The sequence below is a fragment of the Polymorphospora sp. NPDC051019 genome (genome assembly GCF_040683055.1).
Classification (GTDB): domain Bacteria; phylum Actinomycetota; class Actinomycetes; order Mycobacteriales; family Micromonosporaceae; genus Polymorphospora; species Polymorphospora lycopeni.
Genome location: NZ_JBFBCH010000007.1, coordinates 85248 through 109846 on the forward strand (window position 1 = coordinate 85248; position 24599 = coordinate 109846).

Sequence of the window (24599 nt, forward strand, 5' to 3'; positions counted from 1 at the left end):
CCGGCGCGTCCGCGCCGGGGCCCTCGCCGTGGAACCCGACTAGAGCGTCAGGGTCCAGGTGTTGATGTAGCCGGTGTCGGCCAGGTAGACGTCACGGACCTGGAGTCGCCAGGTGCCGTTGGCCGCCTCCGACGACAGGTTCACCGTGTACGTCGTGTTGACGTTGTCGGCGCTGTCCGAGGCGCTGCTGTTCTTCAGCCGGTACGACGTCCCGTCCGGAGCCAGCAGGTCGACGACCAGGTCACCGCGGTAGGTGTGGACGATGTTCACGGCCACCCGCGAGGTCGCCGAGGCGTTGCGGTTGCAGCCGCTGATCACGATGCTGCTGGTCACCGCCGAGCCGCCGTCCGGGATGGCCACGTCGGTGCCGTTGGTGCCGGAGCAGCCGCCACCGGTACCGGTCACCGTCAGGGTGTACGTCGCCGTCCGGGTGCCGGCCGCGCCGCTGCCGTTGACCGAGACGGTGTACGTCCCGGCCGCGGTGCTCGCCGTGGTGGCGATGGTCAGCGTCGAGGAGCCGCCCGAGGTGACGCTGGCCGGGCTGAACGAGGCGGTCGCCCCGCTCGGCAGGCCACTGGCCGACAGGCTGACCGCCTGCGGCGAGCCGGCCGTGGTGGCGGTGGAGACGGTGGCGGTCACCGAGCCGCCCGCCACGACCGAGCCGGAGGTCGGCGCGACGGAGACCGAGAAGTTGTTCGTCGGCGGGGGCGTGGTGCCGCCGACGAAGAGCAGCCGGTTCGGGGTGCCGGTGCCGACGTTGGTGACCACGTTCGGGGTGGACGTGTTCACCAGTTCGTCGCGGACCTGCTGCGGCGTCCAGGTCGGGTTCTGCGACAGGACCAGCGCGGCGGCGCCCGCGACGTGCGGGGAGGCCATCGACGTACCGCTGATCGAGTTCGTGGCGCTGTCGTTGGTGTGCCACGCCGAGGGGATGCTCACGCCGGGCGCGAGGATGTCGACGCAGGTGCCGAAGTTGGAGAAGCTCGCGGCCGCGTCGTTGCTCTGGGTCGCACCGACGGTGATCGCGGCCGGGACCCGGGCCGGCGAGTAGTTGCAGGCGTTCTGGCGCTGGCCGAAGATGTTGCCGTTACCGGCGGCCACGACGTAGGTGATGCCTTCATCGATCGAGTTCTGGACCGCCAGGTCGACCGAGCTGTCGGCGGGGCCGCCGAGGCTCATGTTCGCCACGGCCGGCAGGACCGCGTTCGCGGTCACCCAGTCGATGCCGTCGATGACCCCGGCGTAGGTGCCGTTGCCGCTGCAGTCGAGGACGCGTACGCCGACGATCTGCACGTCCTTGGCGACGCCGTACGAGGTGCCGCCGACGGTGCCGGCGACGTGGGTGCCGTGGCCGTTGCAGTCGTCGGCGGTTCCGCCGTCGACCGCGTCGTAGCCACTGCTCGCCTGGTTGAAGTCGTTGTGGCTGGTCCGCACCCCGGTGTCGATGACGTAGGCGCGGACGCCGCTGCCCTCGTTCGGGTAGGTGTACGAGCTGTTCAGCGGCAGGTTGGGCTGGTCGATGCGGTCGAGGCCCCAGGACGGCGGGTTGGGCTGGGTGCCGGCCAGCGAGACGGTGTGGTTCTGCTCGACGAACGCCACCGACGGGTGGGCCGCGAGGCGGGCCGCCGACCTGGCGTCGAGCCGGGCCTCGAAGCCGCGCAGCGCCGAGCTGTAGGTGCGGGCGATCGAGCCGCCGTACTGGCCGGCCAGGCTGCTGGCCGTCGTGTCGACGCTGGCGCGGCTGACCGCGCTGTCCTTGAGCACGACGATGTAGCTGTCCGCGACCGCGGTGGCGCCGCCCGCGTTGCGGATGGTTCCGGTGGGTTCCGCGGCGAGCGCCGGGGTGGCGGCCGCGATGGCGGTCAGCGCGGCTACGCCGACCAGAACGGTTCTACGTGGGAGATTCATCTCCCGTCCTCCCCTCCGACCGGCCCGGACCGTCCGCTCGCTGGAGACGAGGGATCAGTGATGGCCGATCAAGGTGAGGTTATGGAACCAGGTAACCATAACGATAGATGTCGAAATTTATATATCACTTTGTGATGCCCCCTACGGGGCGTCCATGGGGGCCTTACCGGGACCATGCCCTGATTCCCCGGCGGCCGGGACGGGAAAGACTTGTCGTCGTGAACATCGAGCTCGCGACCCTGCTCGCGGTCGCCGCCGTCTGGCTCACCGCCGGCGTCGTCGCCGACGGTCTCCCGGCGGTCGGCACCGCCCGTGGCCTGCGCCGCCGTACCGCGTTGCTCGTGGCGCTGGTCGGAACCGGCCTCGCCGCGATGGCGGGCGTCGCGGCCGTCGCACTGGTCACCACGGACGTCGCCGCCGATCAGGCTCTCCGGGCACTGGCCCTGCCGGCCGTGCCGGCCGTCGTCGTGGCGGTGGCCACCACCCGCCGGCTCCTCCGGCTGCACCGCGGCGCGGGCGCCTTCGCCAGCGCGCCACACACCCCGGCGCCACCGGCGCTGCGGGCCGCCGCGGCCCATCCCCTGCTCGCCATGCCGCTACAGGTCGCCGGGCTGCTCACGCTGCCCGCGACGGTGACCGCGGCCGGCCTGGCCGAGCTGACCGGGCCGACGATGCTCGGACTGGTGCTCACCGCGGCGGTGCTGGCCGGGGCCAGCATCGGGATACGCCACTCCCTGCGGCACAGCCGCCTCGCCGCGCATGCCGTGACGGTGCTGCGGGCCGGCCGCACCGCCCGCCGGGTCGGCCCGGCCCCCGCCGTCGCGGCCGTCAGCGCGGGCGGGCGGCGTCCTGCAGGTACAGCAGTTCGATGACCGAACGGGTGGCCTCGAACCAGCGGTCGAGCCACCCCGGATCCGGCAGGGTCCCCTTCGGCGGCAACTCCAGCAGCAGTCCGCGCAGCAACGGGTGGTCGGCCATCCGCTGACCGGCCGGCTCGTCCCAGCTCGGCAGCGGAAAGGCCGGGTCGGCGAGACCGTCGAGTTCGAGCCCGGGAAGCTTCGGCGCCCGGTCGACGGCGGACATCCCGTTACGCGGGGCGTCACCCTTCGCCGGCCCGTCCTCCGCCAGTCCGCCGTCGCGCCGGCCACCCCGGTACGGCCCGGGGAACCGCTCCTGCGTCGTCGCTCCGTTACCCAGGTTGTTCTGCCCTAACGTCATGATCTTTCGCCTGCCTAACTCGGTGGCGTCCCCGCCGCGGGGGCAATCGGTGCTGCGGCGGGTGGCCCGGCATCCGCCGCGCCATCTTTTACAACGACGCGGCGGGAGGCAGGCGACGGTGGTGATCCGTTCGCCGCCGGCCGGGCTAGCTCGCGACGAACCCGCCGACCCGGGCGCCGCCGACGAAGGCGGCCCACTCGCGCGGGTCGAAGATCAGCGCCGGCCCCGTCGGGTCCTTGGAGTCCCGCACCGCCACCACGCCCGCCAACTGGGCGACCTCGACGCAGTTGTCGCAGTTGGGGCCGCTGCGTGAACTCTTCCGCCACACCGCCCGGGTCAGGTCCACCCGGAACTCTTCGGTCTCGATCTCCACAATGGCTCCTCTGCAAGCTTGGCGATGGCTGCCACGGACTCCTCCGGACGCAGTGCCGCCGCTCGGATGTGATCGAAGATGAAGACGTACTTGCGTAGTTCCTCGGCCTTCTCCAGGAAGAGTCCCCCGGTGGCGTTCTCGGCGTACACCACACCGGGGTCAAGTGCCTCGGCGAAGTCGAGAATGGTGAACGTACCGTCCATGCCGGCGTGCGCCCCCACCTCGAACGGCAGGATCTGCAACGTCACGTTCGGCAGGTCGGCGGCCTCGACGAGCCGCGCCAACTGGGCGCGCATCACCTCGTCGCCACCAACCGGGCGACTGACCACCGCCTCGTCCAGCACCACCCACACCTCGATCGGATCGTCCTGGATCAATAACGACTGGCGCTGCAGTCGGACGCGGACCCGCCGCTCGACCTCCTCGGCGGTGATGTCCGGGCGGGCCGAACGGATCATCGCCTTCGCGTAGTCACCGGTCTGCAACAGGCCGGGCACCACCTGCTGCTCGTACGCCCGCACCGAGCGGGCCGCGGCCTCGAGACCGACGTACGCACCGGTCAGGACCGTGCTGTACGGATGCCACCATCCCTTCTGCCGGGCCTCCCTGGCGATCTGCACCAGTTCCTCGCCCTCGGGGCCGACGACGCCGTAGATGCCCAGCATGTCCGCGACGTCGCGGGGCGTCGCGCTGGTGTGGCCGGTTTCGATCCGGGAGATCTTCGACGAGGAGCACCGCAGCCGCTCGGCGACCATCTCGATGGTGACCCCGGCATCTTCCCGGCGCCGCCGCAGCTCGGCGCCGAGCCGGCGGCGCCGGACGGTCGGACTCCGGCGCTCAGTCACCGGACACGATCTTCCACAGCACGCCCCAGTGTGTCGCCCGGCCGTATGTGACGGCAACCGGAGGACCTACCCCCCGATCGAGGCACGGGTGAATCGAGAACTGCAACTTGCATGAATCATGCCGTTCGTGCAGGCTGTCCGTACGGGTCGAATCACTCAGAGTTCCGACAGAAGATCGCTGAAGTCCCACGGCACTTAAAACGATCAAGGTGCTGGCGGGCTGGGCGTCCATCACTACGGCAAGACGGCACCACCACATTCCGCGGTCAAAGCCTCGCCGCTGTAAGCCGAGCTGCCACGGCGGCGGGTGCGGGACCACGTGGATGAGCACTCGGCCGGGTCGGCGCGGATGCCGGCACCGACGGGACAGTTGCCCGACACTCAAGCGCCGATCCGGCCGGTGCTCCACCCCCCCGCCACCCCGGCCGGTGCCCCGACACCGCCACGAGCGCGGCGAGCAATTCGCGATGGTCCATAGTTGTCCCGGACCGGACTTGTAGTCCTTTCCAGACAGGAGTCGATGTGCTTCCCCGCTCCGGCGACGTCCTCCATGTGACCCGTGCGGCAAGCGTCCAGTTCACCGAACCCATCCTCTTCCGGGTGATCCGGGTGCACGACTGGACGACGTACGACGGCTGGGCCTGGCTCGACGGCTACGAACTGAACGCCGCGGGCGAGGCCGTCGACCGTCGATCGATCTTCGTCCAGTTGAGTGGGCTGCGCCAGCTGCGCCCCAACGCGGGACCGCGGGGACGGGTCGTCAAGCCGAGCCCGGTTCGCACCGGCTGACCGGAATCTCGCCGTTCGGCCCGGACGGCGGTTCGGCCGGCATAGACTCGGCACACCCACCCAGCACGTTTGATTCCTCGCCCGTGGCCCGGACCCCGAACCTGGGGGACCGCCATGCCCATCACCGTGCCGAGGCATCCACACCTGATCGGGTCGCCGGCCGGCCCACCGGACCGCCACCGTCCGACCAGGACACTCGTGGCCGTCGGCGCCGTGTTCGTCAGTCTGTCCGCGGCGGTCCTGGCCGGGACGGCGGCCGCTGGCCACGCCGGACCGGCCGGCCACGGCATGGCCGCGAACGCGGTGACACCGACCTGGTCCGACCCGTCGACCGGCACCTCGCCGGGCGCCTCCGCGACGGTCGAGCCGACCCGGTCCATCGAGCCGACGCCGTCCACCGACCCGACCCCCGCCAGCCCGGCGCCGTCCGGCACCCCCACGCCGGCACCGACCCGGTCGACCCCGCCCAGTTCCGCACCGTCGCGGCCGGTGCCGTCCGCCGACGGTCACGGCGGTGGCGCCGACGGGCCACGGCAGATCACCCCGATCACCCCGTCGGACGCGGCGTGGCGCGGTGCCGGCGCCGGCTTCGGCGGGCCGACTCCGACCCGGTCGGCGCCGGCCGCGACGGCACGGCCGGACATGCCGGCAGCCGCACCGGTCGAAACCGTGCCGGTACGGTCCACCGCGGCGGACCGCCGGCCGGAAGACCACCGGCGCACGCTGGTCTACTCGGGAATCTTCGGCCTGGCCATCGCCACCACCGGACTGGCGATGGTCGGCTGGCGCCGCCAGCACTGGTGAGCGGGTGTCAGCCGCCCGGCGTCACCGACGGCGTCGGGCTCACCGTCGGGGTGACCGTCGGCGCCGGCGCCTGTGCGATGACGAGCGTGACCTGCTCGCCCGGTGGAACCTCGGTGCCGACGCCGGGCTGCACCTCGATGACGGTTCCCGGCACCTCGTCGGAGTCGCGGAACTCCAGGCCGTAGGTCAGCCCGAACTGGTCGAGCAGACCTCGGGCGACATCCTCCGGCAGTCCCAGCACCGGCGGCACCTCGACGGTCTCCGGCTCGCTCGGGCTGGGGCTGGCCGAGGCCGCGGTCGGCGCGGCCGAGGTGGGTGACGGCGACGGGGTCGGCGATCCGGTCGTCGCTGAGGGGGACGGGGTGACCGGTCCCCCGTCGTCACCCGTCGAGCCCACGATCAGCCAGATGCCGAAGCCGAGTACGGCCAGCAGCAGCAACGCCACGACACCGGCGACGATCGGCAGCCACCACCGGCGGGGACCCCGGTCGACCTCGTCCCACTCCACCTGCTCGACCGTCGCGGGAGCCGGGCTACGCGGCGCGGCGCCGGGTGGTGGCACGCCGGCCCGGCCGGACCACACGTCGCCGCCCACCCGGTCGCCACCGCCGAACTGTGCGGTCCGGTCGTCGCCGAGCCGGGCGGTCCGGTCTTCACCGGCCGGCAAGGGTGCGGTCGAGTCGGCGTCGGGGCCGGCTCCGTGGACGGTGGTGGCATCGGGCCCACCGGGCCTCGCCGCCGCTGCCGGCCCTCCGGTGACGCCCGGCCCGTCGTCGTCAGTGACCGGGTCGAAGGGACGGGTCTGGTCCGGTGCGCCGTCCGACCGATCCGGCGGGTGCACACCGTCACGCGGCTCGTCGGCCATCACAGGTCCTCCCCACGTGGAACCCATCCACGTGGATCCAACCTATCCGGCCGACCGGGCGTCTGCCGTCGACCGTGATCACCGGGTGTGTCCGGATCCGGTCGCTCAGTCGTCGCCTTCGTCGCCGCCGTCACTCTCGGACGGGCTGGGACCGCCCGGCCGACCGTTGTCACAGGTGATGATCACCGGTTGCCCCTGCCGGACCTGGACGCCGGCATCCGGACTCTGCCGGTCCACCTTTCCCCGACCGATCAGCAGGGCCGGCGGCCGAAGACCGGCCTCCTTCAGCTCCTCGACCGCCTCTTCGCATTCCATGCCGAGCACATCCGGCATCGGCATCGACTCGGGCGGCGCGGACGAGCTGGCCGACGGCGAGGGCGTGGGGGACTTGGTCGGTTCGTCCTGCCGGTCCGGCGCCTGCTGGCTCGTCGTGGCCGAAGGGGTCGAACCGCCCGGATTCGCGTTCGAGTCGCTCTCCGAGCCGGCGGCCGCCCAGCCGGCGGTCGCCCCGACCACGGCGAGCACGACCGTCAACACCGCCGCCCCGGCCAGCACGCCGGGCCGGGTCAGCTCCTGCCGCGTCCCGCCCGGTGCTCCCCAGGAACCGTTTCCGTCCGTCATGCCGACTTCCCGTCCATCATGCCGCCCACTGTCCCACCTGTCCGACGGCCTGCCGACCCGCCGCAACCATGATCCGACGCGATCGATGCTCCGCCAATCCAGAATCCGACCGGTTCGAGTCTGCAAGACGGGCGCGACCACGACCAACCACGCCAGCCTTTCGGGGTCGGTCGGCCCGGTGCCGCGCGTACGACGACTCGCCCGACTGGCGGCCGAACGATACGCTGCCCCGCATGGCCGTACGAGGCTGGGGAGGGCCGATCGCCACCGCGGTCGGCAGTGCAGCGGGTGCTGGCGCCGCGCAGCTGGGTCTGGGCTACGGCCTCGGCATCATCACCTGGCTTCCGGCGACCGGGGCCGGCGGCGACGCGGGCTGGGTCGCGAGCCTGGCCTGGGCGGCGTGGATCGCCGCGACTTCGACGATCATCGGCGCGATCTGTGCCGAACGGCTCAGCACGCCGGTCGGTGAGCGGCCCGCCGACGACGACCATGTGACCCTCGCCACCACCCTGTGGCGGATCGCGATCGCCGTCGCGGCCGCGGTCGGGGCGCTGGTCACGGTCGCGCTCGTGGCCGTACCGGCCCGGGCGGCCACCCGCGCCGACACCTTCTCGCCCCAGACCATCGCGGCCGGCTACGCCGTCGTCGGCGTCGTCGGGGGCCTGCTGGTGGCGATCTGGGCACTCGCCTCGCGGGCCGTGGCACGCAACGTCGTCGCCACCGTCGGCTGGCTGTGGCTGCTCGCCGTGATCGCCGTGGTCGACGGGGTCCTGTCGGGGCGCGGCCTGACCAGCGCCCAGCTCGGCGTGTGGCAGATCACCAACGACAGCGAGCGGTTCTGGATCCGCGACTACTTCTACTGGCCCGGCGCAGCACTGGCCCTCGGCTCCGCCCTGGTGATCGGGGTGCTCGCCGCCTGGCCGTCGGCGCGGCTGGCCCGCACCCGGGTCGGCACCGCCGTCTCCGGAGGTATCGGCCCGCTGCTGGTGGCCGCCGCCTACTTCCTCGCCGCACCCCGACTGGCCGGCATCCAGGCCGAGCAGCTTTCCGCGCACCTGCTGGCGCCGTACGCGGTGATCGCCGGTCTCGCCGGGTCGGTGCTGGTGACCGCCCTCGCCCAGCGGACCGAGAGCCGTAACCGGGCGGCGGCCGGGTCCGGGGACGACACCACCGAGCCGCCGGCCGACGGGGAGTCGGGTGCCGGGCCGGACACCACCGACGCCGACCAGGCCGATGCCCGCTCCGCGCCCCCGGTCCCGTCCACCCAGCCGATCCAGTCGCCCCAGCCGGTCGGGGGAGCCTCGGGCGCCGTGCCGGTCAAGGCCGGCGCCCCGGCTCCGGCCGATGCCGCGACGCCGACGAAGGCCACCGGACCGGACGGCACTCCCGAACTCACGAAATCACCCGCGCCAGCCAAGGTCACCGGATCGGCGAAGCCGGTAGCGCCGTCGCCCCGCGCGGCGAAGGCCGCCGGCACGAAACCCGCCGCTCCGAAACCCGCCGCCGCAAAGGCCGCCCCGAAGGCCGCGGCCAAGCCGGCCAAGACGCCCGCACCGGCTCAGCCCGCCCCGGTGGCGCCCACCCCGGTGCAGCCCCCACCGGCAGCACCGGAGGCGCCGGCCCGGCCGGACGCCGACCTGGCGGACGACGCGTACGCCCCGTCCCGGGCGTACGTCTCGGAGACGTCCGGTGCCGGGGCCACCGCACCGACGGCCGGTGCTGCCGGCGCCGCCCCGCCGCAACCGCTGTGGCCGGCGGGCGCCCTGCCCGGCGCCGAGCCGGAACCGGCGCCCGAGGAGTCGAAGGCGATGAGCAGGCTGCGCCGGCTCGGCCGCCGCTCCCGCTGAGCCGCGCCCGACGCGACCTGCCGACCGCCGGAGACGGCGTACGGATCAGTCGATCGGCCAGGTGTGGACGGGTTCGTTGGTGTGCTGGAGATCGCCGTAGCACTGGAGCATGTAGCGCAGCGCGGCCGGACGGTCCATTCCCCGCTGGTGTTCGGCGGCCCACACCGCCTCGGCCTGCCAGACCGCGCCGTTGCGGCCGGTGCGGCAGCGCTGCTCGATGATGCCGAGCAGCCGGTCGCGGTGCGCGCGGTCGACCCCGAACCGGTCGAGCCCGGCGTACGCCTTGGGTAGCAGGACCTCCAGCACCAGGTCGGTGACCGGCGTCTCGCCCAACCCGGGCCACTGGACGGTCGCCGCGATGCCCCGCCGGGCCGCGACGTGGAAGTTCTCCTCGGCGGTGGCGAACGGCATCTGGCTCCAGATCGGACGGTCGGCTTCGGCGAGTTCGCGGGAGAGCCCGAGGTAGAAGGCGGCGTTGGCGAGCATGTCGACGACGGTGGGTCCGGCCGGCAGCACCCGGTTCTCCACCCGCAGGTGCGGGCGGCCGTTCATGATGTCGTAGACCGGCCGGTTCCACCGGTAGATGGTGCCGTTGTGCAGCCGAAGCTCGCTGAGCAGCGGTACGCCGCCGTTGTGCAGCACCTCGACCGGGTCCTCGTCGTCGCAGATCGGCAGCAGCGGCGGGAAGTAGCGGACGTTCTCCTCGAAGAGGTCGAAGATCGAGGTGATCCACCGTTCGCCGAACCACACCCGTGGTCGTACGCCCTGGGCCTTGAGCTCGTCGGGCCGGGTGTCGGTGGCCTGCTCGAAGAGGGCGATGCGGGTCTCGGCCCAGAGTTGCCGGCCGTACAGGAACGGGGAGTTCGCCCCGATCGCGACCTGGACCCCGGCGATCGCCTGGGAGGCGTTCCAGTAGTTCGCGAAGCTGTCCGGCGCCACCTGCAGGTGGAACTGGACGCTGGTGCACGCCGCCTCCGGCGCGATCGAGTCGGTGTGGGTGCTCAGCCGCTCGACGCCACGGATGTCGAGTTGGAGGTCCTCGCCGCGGGCGGCGACGATCTGGTCGTTCAGCGCCCGGTAGCGCTCGTTGGTGGAGAGGTTGTCGAGCACGAGGTGCTGCGGGGTCAGGGTCGGCAGCATGCCGATCAGGATGATGGTGGAGTCGGCCTTGACCGCCCGGTCCTCGGCCCGGCCGAGGCTGTCCTGGAGGTCGGCCTCGTAGTCGGCGAAGCCGTCGCCCTCGATGAGCCGCGGTCGGGCGTTGAGTTCGAGGTTGAACTGCCCCAGTTCGGTCTGGAACGTGGGATCGGCGAGGTTGGCCAGGATCTCCGCGTTGCGCATGGCCGGGTCGGCGTTGGCGTCGACCAGGTTGAGTTCGATCTCCAGGCCGGTGGTGGGCCGGTCGGCGTCGAAGCCGAAGTCGTCGAGCATCAGCGCGAAGACGTCCAGACATCGGCGTACTTTTTGCCGATATCGGACGCGATCCTCGCGCGAGAATGCGTCCGGCGTGAGGTCCCTGCCCATGTTGCCCTCCCCGGCGCAGAGCTGTCCCAGCGCGATCACATGTCCGCATGCCCATCCAACCGCGCGACTAACCGATTCTGGTGAAGCCGCAACCGCGCAGAGTAGGGGACAAAACAGGCACACGTCACCCCTGCGTAAGCGGGGGGAAGCGCTACGTCCACCTTTTCATACGCCGATCCGGTCTCCTACCCAGAGAAGCGCCCCGGTGACCGTGGGCACGATCACCGGGGCGCTTCCGAGCGCTGCGCGAAGGTCAGGCCTGACGGATGGCCTCACCCTCGATCTCGATCTTGACCTTCTTGCCGACCATCACGCCACCGGACTCCAGCGCGACGTTCCAGGTCAGACCGAAGTCCTCCCGGTCGATCTCGGTGGTGGCGGAGAAGCCGAACACGTCGAAGCCGTACGGGCTGCGGCCGGCGCCCTCGAACTCGACGGCCAGCTCGACCTGGCGGGTGACGTCCTTGATGGTGAGGTCGCCGGTCAGGACGAACTCGTTGCCGCTGTGCGACTTCACGCCGGTGCTGCGGAACTCCAGCGTCGGGTACTTGTCGGCCTCGAGGAAGTCGCCGGTGCGCAGGTGGTTGTCGCGGTCAGCCTGGCCGGTGCTGATGCTCGCGGCCTGGATCGTGGCGACGACGGACGACTGCAGCGGGTCCTCGCCGATCGTGACCGTCGCCGTCGCCTCGGTGAACTCACCACGAACCTTGCTCACCATGAGGTGCCGGGCGACGAAGCCGACCCGCTTGTGGGCCTGGTCGAGCTCGAAGGTGCCGGCGGTCGGGATGGTCAGGCCGTCCCAGGAGCGGGTGTTCGTGTCGGTGGTCATTGTCGTTGCCCTCCAGGAGCAGATCGTCTTGAGCCGTTGGCTGACTCAGCAACTATAGTCGTCTCAATATTCCGCGTGTCAAGTATTGCTAGGATGTGGCCGTGACCGAGAACCCGCTGGACGACTTCCGGCTGACCGCGATGGGCCTCTTCATGGAGGCGTACGCCGGTCTGGCCGCGCGGTTCGCGACCCAGTTCGAGGAACACGACCTCTCCCCGGTCGAGTTCGAGGTGCTCATGCGCCTCGCCCGGTCTCCCGGTCAGCAGCTCAGGATGACCGACCTCGCCGCCCAGACCACACTGTCCACCAGTGGCGTCACCCGGGTGGTCGACCGGATGGAACGCGACGGGCTGCTCTGCCGGCGGGCCTGCCCCTCCGACCGGCGCAGTTCCTATGCCGCGATCACCGACGCCGGGCTCGCCCGGCTGAGCGAGGTTCTCCCCGGTCACCTCGAACTGATCCGCCAGTGGTTCACCGGTCAACTCAGCCCGGAAGCGCTCGCCGGCATGCTCGATTCGCTGCGCGCCGTACGCGACGCGGTGCATCCCGGGGCGACGGCGGGCACGGCGGAACGGGGCCACTGCCCGGACTCCGCCGCCTAGATCCGGTCACCGGCAGAAAGACCGGCAGAACTGTTCGGGGCAGACCTCAAACACCTAGCAATTGGACAGAACACCCGTATCAGCCAACTACAGTGCACCGAACACAGACAGCACGGGGGGTGCGACGCGGGCGCGGGAGCCGACGGCTCCGCTGGGGGGCGATCCCGCCCGCGTCAACCGGGGGCGCGTCGACGACCGGCGCCGGCCAGCCGAAAAGGCGGCCAGCGCCGGTCGTCCGCGCCGGGTCGACCACCGGTCACTGGGCGGGGGCGGCCGTACCGTTGCGGCGCGGGACCCCACCCGACGAGCGGATCAGCGCCCGCTCCCCCGGCAACAACGTGATCCCGCCCTCGACGCAGACCGCCGCCAGCCGGTCGCGCACCGCTGTCCGCTCCGGCGGGTCGTCCGTCGTGGCCACCAGTCCCACCAGGGCTTCCGCCACATCCCGAAGGTCGTGGCCGCTGGCGTACGTCCGCGCGGCCACCGCGTACCACTCGGCGGCGAGTTCCCGGTCGCCACGCCGCAGTGCGATGGTGGCCTCGATCGAGGCACAGGCGCCGTAGCCGGGCGGGAGTTCCCTGATCGCCGCCGGGTCCGGCCCGTCCGCCGGACCCGGCTCGGCCAGCGCGCCCGCCGGTCGGGCCCGTAACTCCGCCAGTACCGCCGACGCCTCATCGAGCCGATCATCCTGGGCCAGCGCCAACCCGACCGTGCCGAGCACCCGCCGCCGGTGTCCGGGGTCGCCGAGCTCGGCCAGAGCCGCGCTGGCCCGCCGGCCGAGGGTCACCGCGTCGGCGTACCGGCCGTCCAGCCGGGCGACCTCGGCGAGGTTCGCCACGGTCAACGCCCGCAGCCGGTCGTCGCCGCACTGGGCCGCCAACTGGTCTACGGCGGCCAGCCGGCGCCGGGCCGCCCGCAGGTCACCGACCCGGATCTCGTGCCAGGTCAGGTTGTTCTGCGCCACCGCCAGGTCCCGTACCCGGCCGCTGCGGTTGGCGAGCGCGAGCACCGCCTCGCCGTGCCGGCGGGCCCGGTCGTAACCGCCGGCGGCCGTCCACACCCGACAGAGGATCGTGTGGGCGGCCAGTTCCCCCGGCACGTCACCCACCTCCTGGAAGGTGGCCAGCGCCTCCTGGACCGCCGGCAGCTCCTGCCGGCCGGCGTGGTGCTCGGCGGCGAGCTGCCCGAGCCCGACCTTGGCCCAGGCGCGGGTCGTCGGGTCGGCGTCGGCCGTACGCGGATCGTCGAGGACCCGGCGCAGCCACTGCCGGCCGGCGACGTCGCGGCCCCGGAACCGCCACCAGCGGGGTAGCCGGGACGCGAGGAAGAGCGCGGTGTGCGGGTCGTCGTTCGCCGAGTGGGCGAGCGCGGCCGACAGGTCGCTGCTCACCTCGTCGAGCCGCCCGACCCCGGCCGGCAGGTTCGCTCCGCTGAGTTCACCGGCGATCCGGCCGGCCAGCCGGGCGAAGATCGTCGCGTGCCGGCGCCGGATGGCCGTCGTCTCCCCCATCGCCGCCGCCTGTTCGACGGCGAAGTCCCGTACGACGTCGAGCAGCCGGAACCGGTACGGGCCGGAGCCCCGCACGCTGAGCAGTCCGAGCGCGACCAGCCGGTCGAGCAACGGCACCTGGTCGGCGGTGCCGACCGGCTGGCCGTCCGGGCCGGACACGTCGGCCAGCATCGCCTCGCCCAGTTCGACCGACCAGCGGTTACGGAACGCCGAGAGCCGGCGCAGCGCCGCCTGCTCCCCGGGTTCGAGCAGCCGGTAGCTGGCGGCCACCGCGTCACGCAGGCTGACGGCGACCGCCTCCCGGGTGGCCGGTCGACTGGCGAGGTCGAGCACCCGGTCGCCGTACCGGTCGAGCATTTCGTTCAGGTCGAGGACGCGGCCCCGGGCGGCGGCGAGTTCGAGGGCGAGCGGCAGGCCGCCGAGCCGTCGTACGAGGTCGGCCAGGGCTCTGACCTCACCGGGGTCGAGCGGGTCCCGGCGTACCTGGCGCAGCCGGGCCAGGAAGAGTACGGCCGCCGGGTAGCGGGCGACCGACGCGAGATCGGTGCCGGCCTCGACCGGTGGCACCTCCAGCGGGGCGACCGGCCAGACCCGCTCGCCGGGTACGCCGACCGGGTGCCGCCCGGTGGCGAGGATCCGCAGCGTGGGCGTTGACGTGGCGAGGGACCGCAGGGTCTCGGCGACCGCGTCGGGGGCCCGTTCGACGGCGTCGACGACCAACAACGCGGGCGCACCGGCGAGCCGGGCGGCGAGGTCCGCGGACCGGCCGACGCCGAAGACGGTCGCGATCGCGGCGAGCACCTCCCCGGGCGAGGACTCCTCGGTGACCACTATCCCGGCCACGCCGCCGGGGTGGGCGGCACCGAGCCGCTCGCCGACGGCCAGGGCCAGCCCGGTCTTGCCGACCCCGGCGAGCCCGACCAGGTTGACGATGCCCGCCGCCGGGCCGGCGGTGATCAGGTCGGCGAGTTCGGCCACGTCGGTGTCCCGGCCGATCAGTTTCACGGGCGCGGGCAGCCCGAAGGTGTGCGGTACGGGCTCGGGCGTCGGCGCGGTGGTCGGTCCGCCGTCGGCCGGCGCACCGCTGGCGGTCGGCGCCGGAAGCGCGGTGGCACCGCGGGCGGCGACCAGGAAGGTGTCCCGGTCGGCTCCGGTCAGGCCGAGCGCGGTGGCGAGCAGCGCGACGGTGGTCCGCTGGGGCCGGGACGACCGGCCGCGTTCGAGGTCGCGGACGGTGCGTACGCCGATGCCGGCACGGGCGGCCAGGTCGGCCTGGGTCAGTCCGGCCGCGAGACGGCGCTGGCGAAGCAACTCGTCGAAACCGGCCACGCCCTGGTCACGGCCCTGGGCGGACGGATCGGTCGACTGCCCGTTCGGGTCGCAGTCGTCATGATCCGGGAGGGTCATGGGTCGGAAGGGTACGCAGTGGCCGGACCCTGTGGAGCCGAGCGTCGCGGTGCCGACCGAGACTGACGCGGATACCCGACAGAAGGTTGACGGCGATGGCTGGGCGGGTCAGCGGTTGGCGCTCTCCTCGGCCGTGGCGCGGGCGCCGCCGCCGGTTTCCGCCCCGGCGGAACCCGGCGCCGCCGGGCCCCGGGGCGACGGCGGGGTGGCCCGACCGACCGCGGCTTTCCGGCCGGCGTCGCTTCCGGCCAGTGCCACCGCCGGGGTCACCGTACGGTCGGCGAACAGCCGCTCGTGCAGCCGGCGCAGCGGCGCGGGCGCCCACCAGTTCCACTCGCCGAGCAGGCTCATCAGCGCCGGCAGCAGCAGTCCCCGTACGACGGTGACGTCGAGGATCACGGCGACCGCCATGCCGAACCCGATCTCCTTGACCGCGGTCAGTTCGCCGAGCAGGAAGCCGAGGAACACGATCGTGATGCAGACCGCGGCCGCCGTCACCACCGGGCCGGTGTGCCGAATGCCGTCCAGCACGGCCCGGTCGCTGGCCTGGGCACGGGCCTGCGGCGTGTGCCGGCCGGACCAGCGGGTCCACTCTTCGCGGATCCGACCGAGCAGGAACACCTCGTAGTCCATGGTCAGGCCGAACACGAAGACGAAGAGCAGGATCGGCGTGGTCAGGTCGATGGCCCCCCACGACTCGACGCCGATCAGCGGGGCGCCGATCCCCCACTGGAAGACGACGACCAGCAGGCCGAGGGTGGCGAGCAGGGTCAGCACGTTCATCAGCAGCGCCTTGACCGGGATCACCACGGAGCCGGTCAGGGCGAACATCAGTACGGCGGTGGCCAGCAGCAGCACCAGCACGGCCAGCGGCAGCCGGGACGTCACCGACGACTGGTAGTCGACCAGCTCCGCCGCCGGACCGCCGACCAGGATCGGGAACGGGGTGTCCAGTTCCCGGATCTGGCGGACGACCTCGCGGGACGCCGGGCCGCCGGTCTCCCCCTCCGGGGTCACGTCGATCACGGCGGCATTGCCCGGGACATCGGGCCGGGGCTGCATCCGGATCACGTTCGGCATGGTGTTGAGCTGGTTCAGCAGGTCGCGTACCGCCGCGGTGGCCGGGTCGGTCTCGACGACCACGACGACCGGCGCGGCGCGGCCGGCCTGGAAGTCGCGCAGCACCACGTCGTGCACCTGCCGGGCCTCCATCGACGCGGGCAGCGCGCGGGCGTCGGAGTTGGCGAGGTTGGCGCCGAACACGAAGGGGGCGGCGAGCAGGAGCAGCACCAGCGAGACGCCGATCGCCACCGGCTTCGGACGGCGCTGCGCGTAACCGGCGAGCCGGGCGAGCAGTCCGTCGGGCGTACCCGGGCCGCCCTGACCGGCGGCGGCCCGGCGGGCGGCACCGGCCGGAACGGGGTTACGGCGGGAGAGGAGCCGGCGCACCGGGCCGGTGACGGTGGCGACCACCCGGCTGATCCGGGTGTCGGCACCGGGAGCGGGGATACGCCGGTGGCCGACGGCGATCAGTGCCGGCACCGCGGTGAGCCCGACCAGGGTCGCGAGTACGACCACCAGCGCGCCGCCGAGCGCCATCGCGGCGAGCAGCGGCTCGGCGAAGGCGAAGAGCCCGACCATGGCGGCGCCGACGGCGAGGCCGGAGACGAGTACGGCCCGGCCGGCGGTGGCGGTCGTCCGGGCGAGCAGTTCGGCCGGTGGCGCGTCGGGGTCGGCGGTGCGTTCCTCGCGGAACCGGGCGATCAGCAGCAACGCGTAGTCGACGGCGAGCCCGATGCCGAGCAGCGTGACCACGTTGACGGCGAACTCGCTGACCTGCATGACGGTGGCCAGGCCGAGCAGGCCGAGCAGCGTGACGGCGACGGCGCCGAGCGCGGCGGCCAGCGGGATCACCCCGGCGACGAACCCGCCGAGGATGACGACCAGCGCGACGAGCAGCACGACGAGGGCGATCGACTCGCCGATCGTGGCGTCGCGGATCGCCTGGTCGGCGAAGGCCCGCTCGGCGAGTTTCTCGCCGCCGACCAGCACCTCGGGGGCGTCGATGCCGCGCAGCAGGTCGACGACCCGGTCTTCGAGCCGCTCGCGTTCGGCATCCGGCAGTTCGTCGGCGAGTTCGACGACGACCAGGCTGCTGGAGTTGTCGGCGCCGATCTGGCCGCCGGCCGAGTTGTAGACGTCGTCGACCTCGATCACGCCGGGCAGGTCGCGGATCTCGTTCGTGATCCGGGTGACGCTCTCGACCAGCGGCGGGTCGTAGATCTCACGGTCGCGTACGACCGCGACGACGGTGGTGCCCTCGGGCAGCAGTTCCTTGACCCGACGCTCGGCACGCTGCGACTCGGCGTCGGCGCGCAGGTTGTCGGTCGCGCCGAGCCGGTCGAAGACCTGGCCGCCGAGGACGGCGCCGGCCAGCACGAGGACCAGCCAACCGCCCAGGACGGGCCAGCGCCAGCGCCACATCAACCGTCCGAGAGCAGCGAACATGACCGGGTTCCTCCGTGGCGAACACCGCGCCGGCGTACGTCGCCCGCGCCCCCGGGGACGCGATGCCCGCGTCACCCCGGGTGATGGAAGCACCAAACCGGTCGGCTCCGCCAGTCAGCTTTCGGTCGAACCAGCCAGCTTTCGGCGGAAATTGCCACCCCGTTACAGCCCGAGGTCCCTCGCAATGATCATGCGCTGCACCTCGGACGTGCCCTCGCCGATCTCCAGGATCTTCGAGTCACGCCAGAACCGGGCGACCGGGAACTCGTTCATGAAGCCGTACCCGCCGTGGATCTGGGTCGCCTCCCGGGCGTTGTCGACGGCGGTCTCGCTGGAGAGCAGCTTGGCGATGGCGGCCTGACGCTTGAAGTCGGCGCCGGCCAGCATCCGGGCCGCCGCGTCGTAGTAGGCCAGCCGGGCGGTGTGCGCCCGCATCTCCATGTCGGCGATCTTGAACTGGATGGCCTGGAAGTTGCCGATCGGCCGGCCGAAGGCGTGCCGCTCCCTGGCGTACTTGATCGATTCGTCGACGCAGCCCTGGGCGAGGCCGACGCCGAGCGCGGCGATGGCGATGCGGCCCTCGTCGAGGATGCGCAGGAACTGGGCGAAGCCCCGGCCCCGCTCACCGAGCAGGTTTTCCGCCGGCACCCGGCAGTCGTCGAAAGACAGCTCGTGGGTGTCGGAGGCGCACCAGCCGACCTTGGAATAGCCCGGCTGGACGGTGAAGCCGGGGGTGCCGGACGGCACGATGATGGTCGACAGCTCCTTGGACCCGTCGGGGTTGGTCCCGGTGACGGCGGTGACGGTCACCAGCGCGGTGATGTCGGTGCCGGAGTTGGTGATGAACGCCTTCGACCCGTTGATCACCCAGTGGTCGCCGTCGAGGACGGCGCGGGTCGCCGTACCGCCGGCGTCGGAGCCGAAGCCCGGCTCGGTGAGGCCGAAGGCGGCCAGCGCCTCGCCGCTGGTCAGCATCGGCAGCCAGCGGGCTTTCTGGGCGTCGGTGCCGAAGCGGTGGATGGGCATCGCGCCCAGCGAGACGGCGGCCTCCAGGGTGATCGCCACGCTCGAGTCGACCCGGGCCAGTTCCTCCAGGGCCAGGCAGAGGGCGAAGTAGTCACCGCCCATCCCGCCGTGCTCCTCGGGGAACGGCAGGCCGAACAGCCCCATCTTCCCCATCTGCCGGACGACCTCGTACGGGAAGGTGTGGTTCTCGTAGTGCTCGGCGATGACCGGCGCCACCACCTCGTGGGCGAACTCCCGAACGCTGCTCCGCAGTGCCTCGTGCTCCTCGGTGAGCCTGAAGTCCATCGGTTCCTCCTGGCGGGTGTTGCTGGGGAAACCGGCGCGGGGCTCGTGACGCCGCGCCGGGGGTCAGACGGGGGTGACGCCGTGCCGGCGCCGCGAGAAGCCGCGGTCCTTGTGCCGGGCGGCGGCGAACCGCCGGACGAGTTCGGCGCGCAGGTCGGCGGGTTCGACGATGGTGTCCACGACGAGTTCGCTCGCCAGCCGGACGATGTCGATGTCGCGCTCGTACTCCTCGCGCCGGGCGGCCACGAAGGCCGCCCGCTCGTCCGGGTCGGCGATCGCCGCGATCTTGTTGGCGTAGACGGCGTTGACGGCGGCCTCCGCGCCCATCACGGCGATCTTCGCGGTGGGCAGCGCGATGGTGGCGTCCGGCTCGAAGCCCGGGCCGGCCATCGCGTAGAGGCCGGCGCCGTACGCCTTGCGGACCACGACACAGATCTTGGGTACGGTCGCCTCGGAGATCGCGGTGATCATCTTGGCGCCGTGCCGGATGATGCCCTGCTTCTCCACGGCCGTGCCGACCATGAACCCGGGCACGTCGGACAGGAACAGCAGCGGCACGTTGAAGGCGTCGCAGAGCTGTACGAAGCGGGCTGCCTTGTCGGCGGAGTCGACGAAGAGCACGCCGCCCTTGAACATCGAGTTGTTGGCGACCACGCCGACCACCTCGCCGTCGAGGCGGCCGAACCCGATGGTCAGCTCCTTGGCCCACAGTGCCTGGATCTCCAGGAACGATCCCTCGTCGAGCAGGCCCTTGGCGTAGCGGCGCATGTCGAACGCCTGCCGCTCGCTGGCCGGCACCAGCGCGGCGAGGTCCACGTTGGACGGCGCGGGTACGGCGGTGGCGGCCGGCGGCCGCTGGGTCCAGTTGGCCGGCAGGTAGGACAGGTAGCGCCGGACGACGTCGAGCGCGTCGGCCTCGGTCTTGCACAGGAAGTGACCGACCCCGGACTCGGCACAGTGGACCTTCGCGCCGCCCATCGCCTCCAGCGTGGTCTTCTCCCCGGTGACCATCTCGACCATCCGGTCCGAGCCGAGGTACATGCTGGCGTTGCCCTCGACCATGGCGACCACGTCGCAGAACGCCGGGATGTAGGCGCCGCCGGCGGCCGACGGGCCGAACAGTGCGCAGACCTGCGGGATGGAGCCGGAGGCGCGGACCTGGTTCCAGAAGATCTTGCCGGCGCCGCGCCGGCCGGGGAAGAGGTCGACCTGGTCGGTGATCCGGGCGCCGGCGGAGTCGACCAGGTAGACCATCGGCAGGCCGGCGTCGTACGCCCGCTCGATGATCCGGATGATCTTCTCGACCGTGCGGGCGCCCCAGCTTCCGGCCTTGACCGTGGAGTCGTTGGCCATCAGGCAGACCTGCCGGCCGTCGATCTCGGCCGTGCCGGTGACGACCCCGTCGGCGGGCAGCCCCTCGGCGCTGGCGTTGGCGTAGAGCCCGTCCTCGACGAAGGTGCCCTCGTCGACGAGCAGCGCGATCCGTTCGCGGGCGAAGAGCTTGCCCTTGGCCGCGTTCGCGGCGTGGTATTTCTCCGCGCCACCGGCCCGGACCCGCTTGCGGAGCTGCTCCAGTGCCTCGCCGTCGAGCGTCACGCCGACTCCCCTGCCCGCAGTGAACTGAACGATCGTTAGCGTACCCGACCGGGTACGACGGAAGGGGCCTCCGGTGGTACCGGAGGCCCCTTCGTCATACGTCAGGCCGGATCACCCTCGGTTCGGGTGAGTGCCCGGACGGCTCACTGCTCGGCCGAAGCCCCGCCCTCGCTCGCCGCGAACGCGACACCACCGGCGCCGGCAACCGCGTTGCCGCTCACGTCGGCCACGATCTGCACCGGGGCGAACACCTGGGTGCCGTTGCCGATCCCGTAGTTGCCCATGGTGATCAGGTCGACGCCACCGCCGTTGGAGCCGTAGCCCTCCTCGGCCGCGGCCGTGGTGCGGGCCGGCTTCTTGGTGCCCAGGTTGGTGTCGGCGACGGCCGGCACACCCTTGCCCAGGCTGCCGACGACCGGCAGGCCGGCGACGACGGGCAGGCTGTCCAGGATCGGCAGCGCCTCTTCCTTCGAGGTCGACTCCAGCTCGGCGGACGCGCCACCCTCGCTGCCCGCGAAGGCCACGCCACCGGCGGCCGAGACCGCGTTGCCGCTGAGCTCACCCACGAGCTGGATCGGCGTGTACGCCTGGGTGCCGTTGCCGATCCCGTAGTTGTCGCCGGTCAGCATCGTGGTGCCGCCACGGCTCTCGTTCTCGGCGCTCGCGCCGCCGTCGCAGGCCGCGAAGGAGACCCCGCCCAGCCCGGCGACGCTGTTGCCGCACACGTCGATCACGGTCTGCACCGGGGCGTACACCTGGGTGCCGTTGCCGATCCCGTAGTTGCCGGTCGAGACCAGGTTGGTGCCGCCGCCACGACGCCCCTCCAGCCGGGTGCTCTCCTGCTCGGCGCTCGCGCCACCGTCGCACTCGGCGAAGGCGACCCCACCCAGCGCCGGGATGGCCAGGCCGCACACGTTGATCACGGTCTGGATCGGGGCGTAGACCTGGGTCCCGTTCAGGATGCCGTAGTTGCCGGAGGAGACGATGTTCGTCGCGGCCTTGTCCCAACGGCCCTCGGTCCGCTCGGTCGTGGCCTCGCGGGCGGAGTAGTAGCCGCCCCCGTTACCGTTCTCCTCGCCCATCGAGGCGTCCGCGCCACCGTCGCAGGCCGCGAAGGCCACGCCGCCCGCGCCCGACACGCCGTTGCCGCAGACGTCGGCCACGGCCTGGACCGGCGCGACGGCCTGGGTGCCGTTGCCGATCCCGTAGTTGTCGAAGCTGACGACGTCGCCGACGCCCTCGTTGGTGGCGGAGGCGCCGCCGTCGCAGGCCGCGAAGGAGACACCGGCCGCCCCGGCGACCCCGTTGCCGCAGACGTCGACCACGGCCTGGACCGGCGCGACGGCCTGGGTGCCGTTGCCGATGCCGAAGTTGTTGCCCGTGATCACGTCGGCCGACGCGGCGGTCTGGGTGAGGAGCAGACCACCCGCGGCCAGGACGCCAACGCTCAGGGACTTACGAACCCACGTCTTCATGGTGAGGTAAAAGCCTCTCGGTAATTTTCAGAAGAATGTCATTCGAATTCAGTTTTCGATTCCGGAATCGAGGCGAGCTCTACCCTTTCCGGAGGTGTCGCATTTGTTTTCGGGCGCGGCGGTGCTGGCCCGGTTGTTGCCAACCGTCTGCCTTTGCCGCCTGTCGACGCGCGCCCTGCCGTGCTCGTGTTTCGTGGAGTTGCCGCATTCATCGGCGGCGGAATGTCGGGCCGGGCCGCTTGGGTGGGTCGTACGACCCGGGCGGCGCGGCGGCCGCACCCGTGCCCGTCGGACCGACGGGCCGGGGTGTCGCCCCTAGTCGGGCGAGAAGGTCGGGGACTCGGCGACGATGCCGAGCGCCTCGACCTCGGTCGAAACCGGGAGCCGGTGGAACGCCACCGGGTTGCCGGCGACCGCGGAGGGGATCACGGCGAAGGCGCCGCCCTCCGAGGGGGATCCGGCACTCGCCGGAATCCCGTGCCCTGCCGAACCGAGATAACCCCGGACCGGGACGGGCAGGTCAGGTGCCTGACCGGCACCCGTACGCGCGACCGCCGCAGCGGCCGGGCGCTGGTCCGTACCGGCATACTGCCGCAGTACGGAGTGGACGGTTCCGGTACCTGCCTTCGCCATGCCGTCGCCGGCGGCCGTTCCCGTTACGGGCGTACGGATGGCGTCGGAACCGGGAACCCCGGACCGTCCGGGCTCCTCCGCGACCCCGGAGAGGTCTCCGGTGCCGCCCGCCGGGAGTCCGCCCACCGCGTCGGCGACCGGCGCTGTCACGGCGGACAGCAAGGCGGTGACCGGGGCGAGGACGAAGTCGAGCGGGGCGACGACCGGGTCGATCGCCGAGGTGAGCGGGGTGAGCAGACCCGCCGGGCCGGTCAGCGCATCGGTGAGCCCGAGCGGAGCGACCAACCCGTCGACGACACCGATCACGCCGGTGACGCCACTGGCGCCCGACGCCGACCGGGTCGGTGCGGCGTCCCGCGCCGGTGCCGCGGTGGCAGAGCCGCCCGAGGCACCGGCGATGGTCGCCGGGTCGCCGGCCGGCACGCCACCCCCCGGCCCGCTGGCCGGGGAGTTCGTGACCGGGTCGGCGGTCGTGGCGGTCCCGCCGGGCAGGACCACCGAGGTCACGCCGTCCGCGGGAGCCAGCAGGTCGCCGGCGAGCGTCGACGTGGTCCCGAGCAGCGAGCCGGAGGCCGTGCCCAGGGTGTCGGTGACCGGGACGAGCGGCGTCGACTCCTCCGGCGCCCCGACGAGCGGGGTGAGCGAGACGAGCGACGACGCCTGGTCGTCCACGGAGTGGGTGTCCGCCTGCGCGGCGGCACCGCAGAGCAGCCAGGCCGCTCCGGCGAATCCACCGACGACGAGCGCACGCAGCCCGGTCCGCGCCGCGGACCGGATGCGGTCGGTACGCCCCGTCCGGCTGGACGGTGCGGTCGAAGGAACACGCGTCGGCCGCGACGCCGTGCGCTGGTTGCGCTCGACCTCCGACCGGATCATGTTCCGCCTCTCGTCGTCGACCAAATTCTGTGGCGATCTGCCCGGATTAGATCCGTTATGACCGCCACTGCAATTGGTAACGAAGAGATCCCCGAGGGGTCACGCCGCCATTTGGAAAAACTCCGAACTACCCCAGACGTGTACGCGGACCGGCCCGCAACACCCCGGACGGCAACTGACGGCCGACGATCTCCTCGGCGTACGCCGCAACCTCGATCAGCCGGTCGAGATCGATCCCGGTGTCGACGCCCATGTCGTGGAGCATGTGCACCACCTCCTCGGTGGCCACGTTCCCGCTGGCCCCGGGTGCGTACGGGCAGCCGCCCAGCCCGCCGACACTGGCATCGAACTCGGTCACCCCCAGCTCCAACGCGGCCAGCAGGTTCGCCAGGGCCGTACCCCGGGTGTTGTGGAAGTGCAGCAGCATCGGCACGTCGGGCTGCCGGTCGCGGACAGCGGTGACCAACTCGCGGACCCGGCGCGGCGTGCCCATGCCGGTCGTGTCGCCGAACGCGACCCGGTCGGCCCCGTCGGCGACCACCCGGTCGACGATCCCGGCCACCCGGGCCGGGTCGACGTCTCCCTCGTACGGGCAGCCGAAGCTGGTCGCCACGATCACCTCGGCGGTGGCACCCGCGTCGTGCAGCAGCGCGATCAGTCCGGCGATGTCGTCGAGCGACTCGGCCGTCAACCGGTTGACATTGCGCCGGTTGTGCGTGTCGCTGGCCGAGACCACCACCTCGACCTCGGTGAACCCGGCGGCCAGCGCACGCTGCGCGCCCCGCGAGTTCGGCACCAGTGCCGAGTAGCGGACCCCGTCGACCTGGGTGGCACCGGACCAGACCTCGTCGGCGTCGGCCATCTGCGGGATCGCCTTGGGGTGCACGAACGAGACCGCCTCGATCCGGCCCACCCCGGTGCCCGACAGTGCGTCCAGGAGCCGGATCTTGGCCCCGGTCGGCACCGGGTCCTCGTTCTGCAACCCGTCGCGCGGACCCACCTCGCGGATCGACACCTTCGCCGGCAACTCGCCCATCGACGCACCTCCCTGTGCTCAC

Annotated in this window: 20 protein-coding genes; 5 read left to right on the forward strand and 15 right to left on the reverse strand. The window is 72.3% G+C overall.

The annotated features are described in order from the left end of the window. Nucleotides 1–39 precede the first annotated feature (39 nt). The gene (locus AB0M79_RS15220) at nt 40–1908 is read right to left on the reverse strand and encodes a S8 family serine peptidase (RefSeq protein WP_357535239.1); all 1869 of its coding nucleotides are present in this window, start codon (nt 1906–1908) and stop codon (nt 40–42) included. A gap of 218 nt (nt 1909–2126) precedes the next feature. On the opposite strand from AB0M79_RS15220, the gene AB0M79_RS15225 reads away from it, so the two are divergent. After that, nucleotides 2127–2780: a hypothetical protein gene (locus AB0M79_RS15225; protein ID WP_364213084.1), complete on the forward strand. Its 654-nt coding sequence runs from the start codon at nt 2127–2129 to the stop codon at nt 2778–2780. Here the strand turns inward: AB0M79_RS15225 and AB0M79_RS15230 are convergent. From AB0M79_RS15230 to AB0M79_RS15240, 3 genes are all read right to left on the reverse strand, one after another. Beyond that, complete coding sequence (locus AB0M79_RS15230) at nt 2737–3129, reverse strand: hypothetical protein (RefSeq protein ID WP_357535270.1); 393 nt, start codon at nt 3127–3129, stop codon at nt 2737–2739. The two genes, AB0M79_RS15225 and AB0M79_RS15230, sit on opposite strands and share 44 nt — an antisense overlap. Before the next feature lie 142 nt (nt 3130–3271). Then, a complete protein-coding gene (locus AB0M79_RS15235; protein WP_357535268.1) occupies nt 3272–3493 on the reverse strand; it encodes a DUF397 domain-containing protein in 222 nt (73 codons plus the stop codon). Next, on the reverse strand, nt 3463–4344 hold the full coding sequence (locus tag AB0M79_RS15240) for a helix-turn-helix transcriptional regulator (RefSeq protein WP_364213087.1): 882 nt from the start codon (nt 4342–4344) through the stop codon (nt 3463–3465). The genes AB0M79_RS15235 and AB0M79_RS15240 overlap by 31 nt, the downstream gene beginning before the upstream one ends. Before the next feature lie 522 nt (nt 4345–4866). Here AB0M79_RS15240 and AB0M79_RS15245 point away from each other — a divergent pair. Both AB0M79_RS15245 and AB0M79_RS15250 read left to right on the forward strand, forming a co-directional pair. Beyond that, entirely contained in the window at nt 4867–5133 is a 267-nt protein-coding gene (locus tag AB0M79_RS15245; protein ID WP_357535233.1) for a hypothetical protein, read from the forward strand. A gap of 114 nt (nt 5134–5247) precedes the next feature. Beyond that, nucleotides 5248–5937, forward strand: coding sequence for a hypothetical protein (locus AB0M79_RS15250; RefSeq protein WP_364213090.1), 690 nt, complete (start codon nt 5248–5250; stop codon nt 5935–5937). A gap of 7 nt (nt 5938–5944) precedes the next feature. Here AB0M79_RS15250 and AB0M79_RS15255 read toward each other — a convergent pair whose 3' ends face one another. Together AB0M79_RS15255 and AB0M79_RS15260 are read right to left on the reverse strand one after the other, a co-directional pair. Next, complete coding sequence (locus AB0M79_RS15255; RefSeq protein ID WP_364213093.1) at nt 5945–6802, reverse strand: PASTA domain-containing protein; 858 nt, start codon at nt 6800–6802, stop codon at nt 5945–5947. Between the two features lie 105 nt (nt 6803–6907). Further along, nucleotides 6908–7423 (reverse strand): PASTA domain-containing protein, encoded by a 516-nt coding sequence (locus AB0M79_RS15260; RefSeq protein ID WP_364213096.1) that lies wholly within the window; start codon nt 7421–7423, stop codon nt 6908–6910. 233 nt (nt 7424–7656) lie between these two features. Between AB0M79_RS15260 and AB0M79_RS15265 the strand changes: the two genes are divergently transcribed. Continuing rightward, nucleotides 7657–9270 (forward strand): hypothetical protein, encoded by a 1614-nt coding sequence (locus AB0M79_RS15265; protein ID WP_364213099.1) that lies wholly within the window; start codon nt 7657–7659, stop codon nt 9268–9270. A gap of 45 nt (nt 9271–9315) precedes the next feature. Here AB0M79_RS15265 and AB0M79_RS15270 read toward each other — a convergent pair whose 3' ends face one another. Then, nucleotides 9316–10794 carry a glutamate--cysteine ligase gene (locus tag AB0M79_RS15270; protein WP_364213102.1) on the reverse strand — a complete coding sequence of 493 codons (1479 nt, stop codon included), beginning with the start codon at nt 10792–10794 and terminating at the stop codon, nt 9316–9318. Between the two features lie 253 nt (nt 10795–11047). After that, entirely contained in the window at nt 11048–11623 is a 576-nt protein-coding gene (locus tag AB0M79_RS15275) for a YceI family protein (RefSeq protein ID WP_364213105.1), read from the reverse strand. 101 nt (nt 11624–11724) lie between these two features. Here AB0M79_RS15275 and AB0M79_RS15280 point away from each other — a divergent pair, with 101 nt between their 5' ends. After that, nucleotides 11725–12225: a MarR family transcriptional regulator gene (locus AB0M79_RS15280; protein WP_357535221.1), complete on the forward strand. Its 501-nt coding sequence runs from the start codon at nt 11725–11727 to the stop codon at nt 12223–12225. A 256-nt stretch (nt 12226–12481) separates the two neighbouring features. Here the strand turns inward: AB0M79_RS15280 and AB0M79_RS15285 are convergent, their stop codons facing one another. From AB0M79_RS15285 to AB0M79_RS15315, 7 genes are all read right to left on the reverse strand, one after another. After that, complete coding sequence (locus tag AB0M79_RS15285; RefSeq protein WP_364213108.1) at nt 12482–15142, reverse strand: helix-turn-helix domain-containing protein; 2661 nt, start codon at nt 15140–15142, stop codon at nt 12482–12484. Nucleotides 15143–15250: 108 nt separating this feature from the next. Then, nucleotides 15251–17650, reverse strand: a complete 2400-nt coding sequence (locus AB0M79_RS15290; protein ID WP_364213111.1) for an MMPL family transporter — start codon at nt 17648–17650, stop codon at nt 15251–15253. Nucleotides 17651–17812: 162 nt separating this feature from the next. Further along, nucleotides 17813–18961 carry an acyl-CoA dehydrogenase family protein gene (locus AB0M79_RS15295; protein ID WP_364213113.1) on the reverse strand — a complete coding sequence of 383 codons (1149 nt, stop codon included), beginning with the start codon at nt 18959–18961 and terminating at the stop codon, nt 17813–17815. 63 nt (nt 18962–19024) lie between these two features. Continuing rightward, a complete protein-coding gene (locus tag AB0M79_RS15300) occupies nt 19025–20557 on the reverse strand; it encodes an acyl-CoA carboxylase subunit beta (protein WP_364213116.1) in 1533 nt (510 codons plus the stop codon). A gap of 143 nt (nt 20558–20700) precedes the next feature. Further along, nucleotides 20701–22032, reverse strand: coding sequence for a hypothetical protein (locus AB0M79_RS15305; RefSeq protein ID WP_364213119.1), 1332 nt, complete (start codon nt 22030–22032; stop codon nt 20701–20703). Between the two features lie 315 nt (nt 22033–22347). Next, nucleotides 22348–23541 (reverse strand): hypothetical protein, encoded by a 1194-nt coding sequence (locus tag AB0M79_RS15310; RefSeq protein WP_364213122.1) that lies wholly within the window; start codon nt 23539–23541, stop codon nt 22348–22350. Nucleotides 23542–23668: 127 nt separating this feature from the next. After that, the gene (locus AB0M79_RS15315; RefSeq protein WP_364213125.1) at nt 23669–24577 is read right to left on the reverse strand and encodes a hydroxymethylglutaryl-CoA lyase; all 909 of its coding nucleotides are present in this window, start codon (nt 24575–24577) and stop codon (nt 23669–23671) included. Nucleotides 24578–24599 lie beyond the last annotated feature (22 nt).